Origin of the sequence: Pseudoalteromonas sp. Angola-7 (assembly GCF_028599255.1) — a bacterium.
In the GTDB taxonomy this organism is placed as follows: domain Bacteria; phylum Pseudomonadota; class Gammaproteobacteria; order Enterobacterales; family Alteromonadaceae; genus Pseudoalteromonas; species Pseudoalteromonas atlantica.
Genome location: NZ_JAQREL010000001.1, coordinates 194,821 through 208,668 on the forward strand (window position 1 = coordinate 194,821; position 13,848 = coordinate 208,668).

Below are 13,848 nucleotides of genomic sequence, written 5' to 3' on the forward strand. Positions count from 1 at the left end.
AAATTCTAACCCTTTTAGCGCTAATAAACAGCCTTTTCGATGAAAACATTTTAAGCATTTCAGCTATTTGGTCATCTATTCACAAAATATAGATATAAATGACCATTACAGGTCATTTAGGAGCACAATTATTCACTTTATTTTTTCTGGTCGGTCCACAGCAGACTACCAATTGCGGGTAATAGCAGTACCGCACCTAACATATTTACTAAAAACATGAAGGTAAGCAGTATTCCCATATCTACTTGAAATTTAAGATCAGAGAATATCCACGTACTCACACCTATCGCAAGGGTAATACCGGTAAACAATACAGCACTGCCACGTTCAACAAGGGCATTACGGTACGCCACGCTCAGCGGTACGTTTTGCTTAAGTTGGCCCATCATCGAAGAAAGTATATAAATACCGTAATCCACACCAATACCTACACCTAAGGCTATGACAGGTAAAGTAGATACCGTTAAGCCAATTTCTAATTGCACCATAAGTGCTTGTGCAAGAGTTGATACAATATACAGAGGTAATACCACTGCGATTGTCGCCTTCACACTCTTAAAGCTTAACAAACACAAAATAATAACTGCGCCGTAAACGTAAAGCATCATCGGAATTTGCGCCGCAGAAACAGACTCGTTTGTTGCCGCCATAACCCCTACAGGCCCAGACGCTAACTTAAAGGCTAACTTGTCTGTGCCTTCTTCTTGTGCAAATTGCTTAACACGTTGAATAACGGTATCGATTGTATTTGCTTTGTGATCATCTAAAAATATAATCACCGGCATGACTGAGCAATCGCCATTGAGTAATCCTGTGCTTGTTTCTACACGGGCTGTTGATTGCACTAAGCTGGCTGAATTACGCGGCAAGCTTTGCCATTTTAAGTTACCTTCGTTGTAACCTGCGTTAACCGACTGCGCTACAGAGCTTAAACTAACCGCCGATTGTACGCCTGGCACGTTTTCTACCTTGTACTGAAAACGGCTAATGCGCGCCATCACATCGTGCTCTGTACACGCCGCAGGGTAAGCCTCAACAATCACTTTTAAAATATCCGACGAAATGGTGTATTTGTCCGATATTAAAAAAGTATCTTGATTGTAGCGAGCATCTTGATGCAGCGAAGGCGCACCTGCATGTAAATCACCAATTCGCATTTTATCTGCTTGCCAGTAACCTAAGGCAAATAACACCAGGGTAAAACCAATAATCATTTTTGCGGTTTTAGGGTCTGTGGCTTTTACTAATAAATCGCGTATCGCATCTAGCATATTTGGCTTTTGCGCATCGCCTGATTGAATATGCACAGTGTTGGCAAAATTCATATACGAGGCCCACACTGGCAATAAAATTAAATTAGTAAATATAATAACCGCAACACCTAAACTTGCTGTGATTGCAAGTTCACGAATAATACCTATATCAATAGTCAGCAGGGTTAAAAAGCCCACCGTGTCTGAAAGCAGCGCAATACCACCAGGTACAAGTAATGCTCTAAAGCTTGATTGACAACAAACTCGGGTACTTTTGCCCTCACCTACTTTTTTACCAATGGCATTGATCATCTGCACGCCGTGGCTTACACCAATCGCAAATACTAAAAATGGTACCAATATAGACATAGGGTCGAGACCAAAGCCTAAACTCGACAATAAACCCATTTGCCAAATTACGGCAATAATTGAACACGCTATAGGTAAAATGGTGAGCTTTAAACTGCCACAAAATAGCCATACCATAATAAAGGTAAAACCAATGGCAATAGCAAAAAATAGTACAACGCCTTTTGCCCCTTGAGCGATATCGCCGGCCATTTTGGCAAATCCAATAATATGAATACTGACTTTATCTGTACTTAAAGGCTCTCTTACTTGCGTTTCTAACTTATCTGCAAATGCGAGTGTATCTAGCTTTTGCTGAGTTTGCGGGTCGGTTTCGAGTAGTTGCGCGGTCACCATGGCACATGAGTAATCGCTGGCAATCATTCGCCCTACTACTTTTGCTTTTTCAATGTTTTCTTTAACTACCGCTAAACCTTTTTGGTCAGCTTTAAAGTTTGCAGGAATGATTGGGCCGCCAGCAAAACCATCTTCAACCACTTCGACAAAACGTGCACTGGGCGCAAAAATAGAGTTAACTAATGGGCGGTTTACACCGGGAATAAAATACAGTTGATCGTGTACTGCTTTTAACTGGGTGAAAAATTCGGGGTTAAAAATGTCGCCACTGTCATCACACACCGAAATTAAAATGCTATTTGCGCCACCAAATTGTTTTTCGTGTTTGGTGTACACTTTCATGTATTCGTGATTCAGCGGAATATTTTTGTTAAACGAGGCGTCTAATTCAATATGAGTGGCTTTATAGCCTAAAAAACATGTGATTAGCGCAAAAGCGATCAACATGATAGTACGGTGTCTAAACACCGCCTTCTCTAAAAAATCTAAAAACGTATGCATTAAGGGTTCAACTCCTTCACTTTAATGCCATCTTCTGTTGCCATGACTAATTTATTATTAATTATTACGCCATCAAGAATAGCTTTACCATCGGGGCGTTGTTCATGTGTAAGTAAGCCATCTTTTAAATGAAAGATCACACCACTATTTGCCAGCAGTAACCAATGCTCATTATTATAATTTATAATGTTATTAACCGTGGCCGTTTTAACATTTTCAAAATGCTGCCATTGTTGTTCATTTTTATTTTTAGCAAATACATTTCCTCTGAGCCCTGCCACAATTTCTTGCTGCGCATCTGATGCTACCGCAAAAAAAGAACCTGGGTAAATTTCATCAAGGCGTTGCCATGTTTGGCCATTATCACTGCTTTTGGCCATTAACCCCATTTCACCGACTAACATCAAACCACTGTCTGTTTTTTCAATACGGTTAAAATGTGGCAGTATAGATGCTGTTTCAGCCTCGTAGCCTTGAGGGTCATTTTCTTTTAAATCATTCAAATACTCTCTATCTTCACTAAACAGTAAAGAGTCTAAAAAGCGTTTACGCCAGTGCTTGCCGCCATCACTGGTTTGATAAAACATGCCATAAGCGCCCACAGCAAAACCATTTGAGTCATCTTCAAAGTAAATATCTAAACACGGCTTATCAAGCTCTGGTTTTGCTTGTTGTAATTGCCAATTTAAACCTCCATCGGTGGTATTAATTATTGTGGCATCGTGCCCGCACGCCCACCCGTGGGTTTCATTAGAAAAATCGACAGCCGTTAACAATACCTGTGTAGGGACGCTTTGCGCTTGCTGCCACTGCTCAGCGTTTTTGCTTGTTATTACCGTACCGTGCTTACCTACAGCCACTAAACCTGCACCTGTATTGGTAATATCAGTTAGTAGGGTTTTATTTGCGTTAATTGCGCTAATAGCATACTGAGGTGCATCTTGTGCAATACTCGCACCGCTTATGATCAGGCTGGCATATACCAAATACTTCATAAATTTTAATCGCCTTGAACTGAAGAATTGTTTGTCTGTTTGCTGAGGAAAATCCTGCGTGTCGTATAGACAAACGCGATGAGAAAGAAAAAAGCAGCTAACGGGCTGTTAGCTGCATATTACGTTGTTATCTACCTTCACGGCGTAATGCGCTTGAAGTAAATTCGTTATCGTTAAACGACTCTGAAAAGTCGTACATTTTTTCTTGGTTATCTAAACCAATAGCTAAGTAACGGCGCGAATTTAAATCATGATACACTTCTAAGGTACTCCACTGCGTAGGTACTTCGTAGTAGTTTAAGCCATATGCCATTGCTACACGATAAAGCTGGTCGCGATTATCATAAATATCGGTCACTTGTACTTGCCAGCTATCTTCATCAATATAAAACACGCGTTTTTTATAAATATGGCGTGTATCATCTTTTAAGTTAGCTTCAACAACCCATACACGGTGCTTTTCATAACGCGTATGCTCTGGGTTAATGTGGCCTGGTTTTAAAATATCGTCGTACTCTAGTTTATCACTGTGTAATTTGTAGCTATTGTACGGAATATATAGCTCTTGCTTACCTTTTAACGTCCAGTTGTAACGGTTAGGTGAGCCATTAAACATATCAAAATCATCGGTAGTACGTAAGCTATCTGCGGCTGTACCTGGAGCGTCATATGCAACATTTGGTGCACGACGAACACGACGCTGACCCGAGTTATATGTCCACGCTTGGCGAGGCGTTAAAATTTGATCCATGGTTTCGTGTACGAGTAGCGCAGTACCGGCAAGGCGTGCTGGCTCTGTTACCTTTTGCTTAAATTTAAACAAAATGTTTGAGTCTTGAAGCTCTGCAGGGGTCGCTTTAGGATCTGAATATTTAACCAATAGTTGTTCATCAAAGCCTACATAATTGTACGAACCCGATGCGGTGGGTGCAGCTTGTCCACCAAAACGCTCTATTGATTGTCCACGATAGCGTAATAAGTGATTCCAAATAGCTTCTAAGCCAGATTTAGGAATAGGAAATGGAATACCAATTGCGGTATTTTTTATTCCGTTGCCACCTTCAATAAGCTCAGCCGTTGCAGCAAACTCTTTTGTTGCATCGTATACAAACTGTGGGTAAGACGCAGAGCGGCGCGTTTCATAAACAGGCATTTTAAACGTATCTGGGTATGCTTCAAATAAAGCAATTTGACCAGGGCTTAAGTTAGCTTTGTACTTATCAAGGTTTGTGTTATCAATGGTAAACAACACTTTGTCCGCAGAATACGGGTCTAAATGGTGCATGCCTGGCTCATAACCTTCTGGTGCAGATGTAATACCGCCATTCCACGCTGGAATTGACCCATCAGCATTGGCTGCTTTTTCTGCGCCAAATGGCGTTAAGTCTTGTCCTAAACGTGCAACTTCTTCAGCGCTCATTTTTGCCATTGCCGCTGAACTTAAAAACATGCTACACAAAGCGGTAGCGATGAGGGTAGGTTTTTTAATCATACTAATATTACCCCTAAATTGAATATTTTAAATTGAAAGAAACGTAGTCACGATCTGAGAAAGTATTGATATCGCCACCACCCCAAAATGAGTTGTAGCTCACATCAAGTGACCATGCATTTTGGTAATTAAAGTTCATCGTTACACCCAACGATTTACGGTCTTCAATAAACAAGAACATAGGATCAGGTGTGTTACCGTTTACATCATGAGAAAATACAAATCGTGGAGAGAAGTTAATGCCATTGTAAAGGTTAAAGTAATCACCTTTAGCAATTAGGCGGTAACCCCAAGATGATGCCGTTGCAAACGACTTTTCTTCTGGCCCATTAGAAAGGCCTAGTTGTAATGTTGTGTAGTCAGTAGTGCCTGGGCCTGTGATCACACCACTTCGACCTGTACCCGACACATTTAAACGCATTTCGTCGTAATCAGGCATATCATGAATTTTCACAGCACCTACTTCACCTACTACAGCCCAGCTATCAGCACCTAATGACGGGCCAAATAAATGTGTTGCAGTAAACTGAATTTGTGATGTGTCGCGTTCAATATAACCTTGTGCAACTTCACCTGCCGCTACAGAGCTAATCGCATCACCAAAACTCATTTGCGAAATACCCGCAAAGTCTGGGCGAATACCGGCAAGCGCCAATTGTTCAGGCATGGCGGTATAAAGTAGCTCTACATCATCAATTTGTAACGGTTCGTCTTTACGAAATGCAAACTCACCAGCAAACGCGGTTTCGCCAATTGTGGTGTTAAAGCTTAAACCGTAAAGTTTAATATCTTCTGGGTAATCATTTTCTGCTTTTGAAAACGCAACTAAATCTGCCACGTTGTCATCTGTAATTTCTGTTGTTGCAATCATCGCTAGATCTTGTGCGATGGCAGCTTGAGAAAAGTTAGAAACACGACCAGAAATTAGCGGACGTCGACTATGGTAGTTAACGTGGTATAACGCCACTTCTGTGTCGTTCCACTCTGGTAAAAATACACCTAAACGTAGACCATATTGGCCGCCGTCATCTGGCTCTGTTTTACCGTTATCGCCTTTACCTTTAAGCGCAACTTTAGTTGGATGAGCTAAATACATGTTTGCAAGCAGGGCTTGGCCTTCAGCACTTGTTGGGTCAATACCCTGTGCAGCGGCTACCTGAGCAAAATTAGTATAAAGGTTATTAAGGCTGTCGGTTAAAAAGGCCATATCAATGTCAGGGTTTGAAGTAAAACCTAACTGTACATTTTGCTGATAGCCGTTTTCTGCTGCAAAGTCATTGGTAGAAAAATAAGTACCCGCAGCCGGTAGGCGTGTTTCATGCCATTGGTACTGATAAAAACCTTCTAAAGTAATATTTTCAGTGATCCCTAATGACGCCCAAAGCATACCTACAGGAATAAATGCTTCTTTAAGCTCAGCACCTGGCGCTTTTAAGCGGTCAATATCGACCGGGTTTACGTTAATACCATGAGAGATAAGTGTACTCTCACCCCAGTTAACTACTTGTTGACCAAGGCGAATTGACAGCGGGTTATTGCCATCGTTTAAGTCAAAATTTGCCCAAACGTAGGCATCTAATAAACGGATGTCGGCACAGCTTTGCTCTTTTGTGTCGTCATCATCACATGGATCTACGCCTTGTCCTGAGGTTGGGTTAACGTAGGCTCTATCACCATCCATTAACTCAAAATCGTAAAAGTACATAAAACGTGTGAATAAGCCGTAGTTATCTTTGCTAATTGAAAGGTCGTGTGTTCCTTTCAATAATTTTGAAAACGAATCACCGCTATCAAAATTAAGATTACCTGCATCGCCATTATTAGAGTAAGAGCCTGGTTGAGCCCAAACATCTTGAGAAGAATAAATTGTATTTAATGAAGGATTATACCCAGTCCAATCAAATGCAGGATTATTGCTTTTACCAATAATGTCGAAATCTCTGTCTTCAACACGGACGCTTTGACCATAGGAAAAAGTTGAGTCGAAGGTGACATCAAAGCCCCCTACCTCAAAATTTGCTGCATTCGCTGCTGCAGATAAACCTAAGCTTGCGGCTGCTAAACCTATAGCTATTTTGTTTTTAACAAAAAGCGATCTTCTTATCATTGTGTATCCCCCCTGTCGTGGGTAATTATGTGTGATCAAGTTATTGTTTTTAGTGTAATCTTAACGATAGAAGCGATTATAAAAAATTACAAATGGTCGCGTTCAATCAATTATTATATTTTTTGAGCTGACGTTTACGTATTGGTAAGACGTCATACCAGATAATTTATACACGTAAATTAACAATAGAACAAATTGAAATTAACAAAAAGATAATATTTTTATGTATCTATAACATAAAAACAGCAGGTTAGGCGATACGTTCGAGGCGAATAAATTTATTCTCGGGGGTAAGTAAAAGTCTAAAACGCCCTCTTATTCCTATAGATGAAATGTAAGGGCGTAAGTGCGAGGCGGCAAAACGTATTGTTTTACCGTTATCCTCAACCACTTGTACTGAGCTAAAACGACCATGGTAGTAGTCCATGCATTTGTTATAGCTCAGGTGTAAAGAGAAGTAATACTCAATCATTTAATTAAGCGCTTTTTCAACCTTTTCAAATAAATCAGCACTTAATCCTTCAAGGTTTGCTAAGCGTTGCAACTGTGCTTTCATTGCTTGAGCACGGGTTGTGTCAAAGCGTTTCCACGACATGAAAGGCGTTAACATTCTAGAGGCATTTTGCGGATTAATCGCGTTTAGCTTAATAAGTAAATCACCTAATAATGCGTAACCTTCACCATCTTTTCGGTGAAATTGTGCGGTATTAAAATGACTAAAGCTGCCCACTAATGCCCGTACACGATTTGGATTTGAAAAATCAAAGCTAGGATGCGCGTACAACGCTTTTATATTCTCAATAGCATCATCACCAGATTGCATAGCCTGCAGCGCAAACCATTTATCCATAACTAAAACATCATGACGCCACTGGCTATCAAAATGATCTAACAACGTTGTTCTTAATGGGTGTGATGCTTTTACTACCGCACTTAATGAAGCTAAAACATTGGTCATATTCGGTGAATCTGCCGATTTTTTAATAAAGCGGTCAACTTGCTCAGAAGGTATTTTAGCTAAGTAATGTAGACAAACACCTTTAAGCGCTCTTATAGCCACTGCATCTGAATTTATACTGCCATCATCTACTAACGAACTGTAACAATGTAAAAGCTCATCAGATAATTGCTCGGCAATCTGTTGCTCAAACAATCTTGTGATTGTAATGATTTCGTCAACAGGAATTATGTCAAACTCAGCGGCAAACGTGTCAAAGCTTGGCAGTTTTATAAGCTCTGCTACCAGTGCTAAATCGCCACTTTGTGCGCTTATTAACACACGTAGTGCATTAATAACGTTTTCACTTAATGTTGCGTGTTCAGGTGCGTTAACTGCTTGCTTAACTGCATTAATAAATAATTGCTGCTGCGCATCCCAACGCGAAAAATCGCTGCGCGCAAAACGCATAATATGCAGTAAATCAGGTTCTGAATTTTGCTGGCTTAAAATACAGGTCGCTGAAAAATCTTCAAGTAGTACAGCCACTGGGCGAGCAGGTATTTGATCAAAGTAAAACGTTTGCGTTGGCGCAGTTACGTTAAGCACGTGGTCGCGTTTTTCACCTTGATAAGTAAGTGCAATACTTTGCCCATTTTCATCTAATAATTCGATGGCAAATGGAATGTGAAGGCTCTTATTATCTGGCTGATTTAGCGGAGCTGATTGCTCAATTGTTAAAGTATAAAGTTGCTTATCGTGATCATAGTGCTGTGTTGCATTTAATCGTGGTGTACCAGATTGGCTATACCAACGCTTAAATTGCGTTAAATCTATGCCTGAAGCATCACTCATTGCAGCAACAAAATCATCACAGGTAACCGCTTGGCCATCATGGCGTTCAAAGTAAAGCTGCATCCCTTTTTGAAAGTTAACCTCACCTAACAGGGTGTGCATCATTCTGATAACTTCAGCCCCTTTATCGTACACCGTTACGGTATAAAAGTTATTCATTTCGATAACTTTTTCTGGGCGAATTGGGTGCGCCATTGGCCCCGCATCTTCACTAAACTGGTGTGTGCGCATTACCTTAACGGCATCAATGCGGTTAAGTGCGCGTGAGCCTAAATCGCTACTAAATTCTTGGTCTCTAAATACTGTGAGCCCTTCTTTTAACGATAGCTGAAACCAGTCTCTACAGGTAACACGGTTACCCGTCCAGTTATGAAAATACTCATGACCAACAATCGACTCTATCGTGTGATAATCTTTATCGGTGGCGGTTTCTTGGTTAGCCAATACGCATTTACTATTAAATACATTTAGCCCTTTGTTTTCCATTGCTCCCATATTGAAAAAATCTACGGCAACAATCATGTAAATATCTAAGTCGTATTCTAGGTTAAAGCGCGTTTCATCCCAATGCATGGCTTTTTTTAATGAGTTAATTGCATGCGGTGTTTTAGATAAATTGCCTTTATCAACAAATAACGCAAGCTCAATTTCGCGCCCACTTTTTGTTGTGTAAGTGTCTTTTAGTACATCAAAATCACCCGCTACTAATGCAAATAAGTAACTTGGCTTTTTAAATGGGTCTTGCCATTTAGCAAAATGGCGGCCATCAGCTGTTTCACCACTGTCAATTTGGTTACCATTTGACAGTAAATGCTTAAAGCTTTTATCAGCAATAATCGTCACATCGTACGTGCTTAGCACGTCAGGGCGGTCTAAAAAGTAGGTTATTTTTCTAAAACCTTGCGCTTCACATTGCGTGCAATACGCTCCACCAGATAAATACAAGCCTTCTAAAGAGGTATTTGTATCAGGAGAAATTTCAGTAACAATTTTGAGCTGGCATGTGTGAGGTAAATCATTAATGAATAGGTGCTCACCTTCAATCTTATAATTAGTATAAGCAACATTATCTACTTGCAGCTCCACTAATTGTAAGTCTATGCCATCTAACACAAGCGTTGAGTTTTGATTTGTTGTTCTTTTAAGCGTTAGTAGCGCCGTCACTTTTGTATTTAGTGGTTGTAAGTCAAAAGTGAGTTCAGTGTGCTCTATAGAAAAATTAGGCGCAGTGTAGTCTTTTAAGTATTGCGCTTTTGGCTTTGCTGAAACAGTCATAGTTACTCCAACTAAAGCTCCTTAAAAAGGAGCTATTTAGATTTAAGCAGGTTGCTTGGGTTCAATGCGTAAAATTTTAATGCCTACGTACGCATAAATAATGGCTAAGAAAGGGTTAATTAAATTAAAGAAAGCATACAAGGCATAGTCAAATGGGTTGATTAATAAAACGCTTTGCATGTATGCACCACAGGTATTCCACGGAATTAACGGGCTAGTTATTGTGCCGCCATCTTCTAAAGTACGCGATAAATTAACGGGCTTTAATCCACGCTTTTTATATTCTTCTTTAAACATACGACCTGGCACTACAATAGCAATGTATTGATCAGCCGCTATTAAGTTTGTGCCCACACAAGTAGCAATGGTTGATGTAATAAGCGAGCCTGTGCTTTTTGCAATTTTTAAAATGCTATTAACAAAAATATCTAATAAACCGGTTTTTTCCATAATGGCACCAAACATAAGAGCTGTCATGATCAGCCATGTTGTAGTTAACATACCTGCCATTCCGCCACCACTGAGCAATGAATCCATTTTGTCATCACCCGTGTCGATGCTAAAACCATCGAAAAAAGTTGTCCAAATAATTTTAAAATAACCAACCAACTCACCCTGAGAAAGGTCAATTTGTGTCGCAATTAAATCAGACTGAAACAACATTGCCCACACAGCACCGATTACAGCGCCAATTGAAATAGCCGGAAACGCTGGCATTTTTTTAATAGCTAAAACTAGCAGCACAATTAATGGAATTAGCATTTCAAAGCCAATATTAAAGTTTTGCTCTAAAATCGCTGTTATTTCGTCAATCCTGCCGGCTTCGTTAGAAGCCGTTGCATTAAAGCCCATAAATATAAAAATGATTAATGCAATGACAAAGCTAGGAACAGTAGTCCATAACATGTGGTGAATATGTTCAAATAAATCAGCTCCAACAACAGCCGGTGCTAAGTTAGTAGTCTCAGAAAGCGGACTGAGTTTGTCACCAAAGTAAGCACCCGAAATAACCGCCCCTGCCGTCACAGTTTGATCAAGCCCTAACCCGGTGGCCACCCCTAAAAGCGCCACACCTATGGTGGCAGCTGTGGTCCAAGAGCTACCTATACTCATTGCAACAATGCCACAAATTAAGCAGCTTGCGGCGTAAAACCAGCTTGGGTTAATAACCTGTAAGCCATAGTAAATGAGCGTTGGCACGGTACCCGACAACAACCAAGTACCAATTAAGGCGCCCACCATTAATAAAATTAAAATAGCCCCCAATGATAAGGTAATACCTTCAATCATGGCTTCTTCAAGCTTTTTCCACGTGTAGCCATTTTTTAGCCCTATTAGTGCCGCAGCAAAGGTGGCAAATAATAACGCTATTTGGTTAGGACCTGATGACGAGTTATCGCCAAATAAATATACCGCTGCGCCTAAAAGGCAAATTAAAACAGTGATAGGAACAAGTGCATCAAAAAACGAGGCGGGTTTAATCGGTTTTTCTAAAGGCTTCAAAATAGTGACTCCTGCACACCACATATCGTGGCGTGGTTATTTATTATTTTTAGCGTATCAGTGCTTTTTTTAAGCCACAGTAATGTAACTCAATTTAGTAATTCGCGATTATAGCAATTTAGCGAAATTTAGGTAACAAAAAAGGCGCAAAAAGCGCCTTTTAAACGGGGTAAACACGTGTTTATTTTTTAGCGATACGGCCAAAGTTAATGTAATCTTGAGTGATCAGTGCTGCCTCTTCTAAGAAAGGGTCAAGCTCTTCAATTACCTCAGGTACATCATCTAGGTTTTCTATTGGCTCTTTACCTAAACGCTTTAAACGCTCATTAGTGCGCGCTAGAGTACGTGCTTCATTTTCATCTTTTTCTTTAATACGGTCTGCTTCAACTAAAGAAATAGTTTTGCGGTCTTTCTCTTCATTGTAACGGGCAATATCATCAAATACGTAACCAAACTCTGGCTCTGACTTAATACGTACTTCGTGCTGTTTTTCAAGATAAGTGATTACAGGCGTTAAATTACCCTGCCTATTATACTTAGCTCGTACTATGCTATCCCACGGCAATGCATTATCTTGCTTGCTCTCGCCCCACTCTGCTGGGTCTATCGCCGAAGGGAATGAAATATCAGGAATAACCCCTTTATGCTGAGTACTGCCGCCGTTTATACGGTAAAACTTAGCAATAGTGTATTGTACGCTACCTAAGTCGTTGTCGTATAAATCGTACGCACGACCTAAGCCTTTGTGCTGCTGAACCGTTCCCTTACCAAAGGTTTGCTCGCCTATAATTACTGCGCGGCCATAGTCTTGCATTGCGGCGGCAAAAATTTCAGAGGCTGAAGCACTGTAACGGTCAACTAAAACAGTTAATGGGCCATCGTAGTAGGTAATTCCGTCACGGTCTTTTTGCTCTTCGATACGGTTATTTAATGTATGAATTTGTACAACCGGACCTTGGTCAAAAAACAAGCCTGATAGCTGTGTAGCTTCATATAATGATCCACCGCCATTTTGGCGCAAATCAATAATAATACCGTCTACGTTTTCTTCTTTAAGTTTAGCTAATTCAACTTTAACGTCTTTTGAAAGATTGTTGTAAAAGCCTGGGATCTCGATAACACCAATTTTTGAAGTTAAATTTGAATAACTCGCTTCAAATACTTCAGATTTAGCAGCCCTATCTTCTAAGCGAATTTTATCACGGGTGATTTCAACTACTTTAGGCGTGCCATGTGCATCAGAGCCTTTAAGATACTGTAAACGTACCTTAGTGCCTTTAGGGCCTTTAATTAAATCAACTACATCATCTAAACGCCAGCCAATAACATCAACAAACTCTTTTTGATCTTGGGCAACACCAATAATTTTGTCGTCAGCTTTTAGCTGCTCTGTTTTATCGGCAGGTCCACCTGGTACTAAGCTACGAATAACGGTGTAATCTTCATCTGGGCTTAAAACGGCGCCAATGCCTTCAAGCTCTAAGTCCATATCCATTTTAAATTGTTCTGCGCGGCGCGGCGATAAATACGACGTATGCGCTTCAATGCTTCGCGCTAGCGAGTTCATTACAATTTGAAATGCATCTTCTGAATTTGTTTGAACTAAACGTTTTTGTGCATTTTTATAACGCTTGGTAAGGACCTCTTTGATCCCTTCCCAATCTTTGCCTGTCATTTTTAAACGCAAGGCATCGTATTTAACGCGTTCACGCCAAATTTCATCAAGCTCAGCTTGCGATGCTGGCCATGCTGAATCTTCACGGTCAAAAAAGTATTCATCGTCTTTATCAAACGTCATTTTTTTATCTAGTAGTGATAAAGAATAATCATAACGTTCAAAACGGCGCTTTAAGCTTAAGTTAAAAATATCAAACGTAAAGCCAAGCTTACCGGTGGTAATAGCATTATCAAAATCGTTGCGGTATTTTTCAAACGCAGCAATGTCGCTTGCTAAAAACACACTTTTATTAAAATCAAGGGATTCGATATAACGATCGTACACTTTGCTAGAAAGCGCATCGTTAAATCGAACCGGTGTATAGTGTGAACGAGCAAATAAGTTAGCCACTCGTTTGCTGGCAGTGCCATGTTGACTTTCTTGTTTAAGTACAGGCAAGTCTTCAAGTTTTGCCGCTTCTACGGAAGCGAATAAAGAACCCGAAAACAGGGCAGCAACTAACGGAATGAGCGTAAACTTTTTACTCATACACAACTCCTTAATTTAT

At 40.3% G+C, this 13,848-nt stretch carries 8 protein-coding genes; all 8 read right to left on the reverse strand.

The features are described from left to right. Window positions 1–137: 137 nt before the first annotated feature. The 8 genes from PSH50_RS00910 to prc all read right to left on the reverse strand — a co-directional run bounded on the left by PSH50_RS00910 (window position 138) and on the right by prc (window position 13,829). Entirely contained in the window at window positions 138–2,459 is a 2,322-nt protein-coding gene (locus PSH50_RS00910; protein ID WP_273587365.1) for an RND family transporter, read from the reverse strand. Beyond that, a complete protein-coding gene (locus tag PSH50_RS00915) occupies window positions 2,459–3,454 on the reverse strand; it encodes a YCF48-related protein (RefSeq protein WP_273587367.1) in 996 nt (331 codons plus the stop codon). Before PSH50_RS00915 ends, PSH50_RS00910 begins: the two co-directional genes overlap by 1 nt. Before the next feature lie 127 nt (window positions 3,455–3,581). Further along, complete coding sequence (locus PSH50_RS00920; protein WP_273587369.1) at window positions 3,582–4,946, reverse strand: DUF1329 domain-containing protein; 1,365 nt, start codon at window positions 4,944–4,946, stop codon at window positions 3,582–3,584. Between the two features lie 13 nt (window positions 4,947–4,959). Next, on the reverse strand, window positions 4,960–7,053 hold the full coding sequence (locus tag PSH50_RS00925; protein WP_004586707.1) for a DUF1302 domain-containing protein: 2,094 nt from the start codon (window positions 7,051–7,053) through the stop codon (window positions 4,960–4,962). Window positions 7,054–7,303: 250 nt separating this feature from the next. Then, window positions 7,304–7,525, reverse strand: coding sequence for a DUF2835 domain-containing protein (locus PSH50_RS00930; protein WP_024033528.1), 222 nt, complete (start codon window positions 7,523–7,525; stop codon window positions 7,304–7,306). Next, entirely contained in the window at window positions 7,526–10,120 is a 2,595-nt protein-coding gene (gene pepN, locus PSH50_RS00935; RefSeq protein WP_273609221.1) for an aminopeptidase N, read from the reverse strand. It lies immediately after the preceding gene. Between the two features lie 42 nt (window positions 10,121–10,162). After that, window positions 10,163–11,623: a Na+/H+ antiporter NhaC gene (nhaC, locus tag PSH50_RS00940; RefSeq protein WP_273609222.1), complete on the reverse strand. Its 1,461-nt coding sequence runs from the start codon at window positions 11,621–11,623 to the stop codon at window positions 10,163–10,165. A 181-nt stretch (window positions 11,624–11,804) separates the two neighbouring features. Then, window positions 11,805–13,829: a carboxy terminal-processing peptidase gene (prc, locus tag PSH50_RS00945; protein ID WP_055253727.1), complete on the reverse strand. Its 2,025-nt coding sequence runs from the start codon at window positions 13,827–13,829 to the stop codon at window positions 11,805–11,807. Window positions 13,830–13,848: the final 19 nt, after the last annotated feature.

Excerpts from the sequence above, each read along its gene's own strand:
- PSH50_RS00930 (WP_024033528.1), bottom strand. The coding sequence starts at position 7,525 with ATGATTGAGTATTACTTCTCTTTACACCTGAGCTATAACAAATGCATG.
- PSH50_RS00920 (WP_273587369.1), bottom strand. The coding sequence starts at position 4,946 with ATGATTAAAAAACCTACCCTCATCGCTACCGCTTTGTGTAGCATGTTT.
- prc (WP_055253727.1), bottom strand. The coding sequence starts at position 13,829 with ATGAGTAAAAAGTTTACGCTCATTCCGTTAGTTGCTGCCCTGTTTTCG.
- PSH50_RS00915 (WP_273587367.1), bottom strand. The coding sequence starts at position 3,454 with ATGAAGTATTTGGTATATGCCAGCCTGATCATAAGCGGTGCGAGTATT.
- PSH50_RS00925 (WP_004586707.1), bottom strand. The coding sequence starts at position 7,053 with ATGATAAGAAGATCGCTTTTTGTTAAAAACAAAATAGCTATAGGTTTA.
- PSH50_RS00910 (WP_273587365.1), bottom strand. The coding sequence starts at position 2,459 with ATGCATACGTTTTTAGATTTTTTAGAGAAGGCGGTGTTTAGACACCGT.
- pepN (WP_273609221.1), bottom strand. The coding sequence starts at position 10,120 with ATGACTGTTTCAGCAAAGCCAAAAGCGCAATACTTAAAAGACTACACT.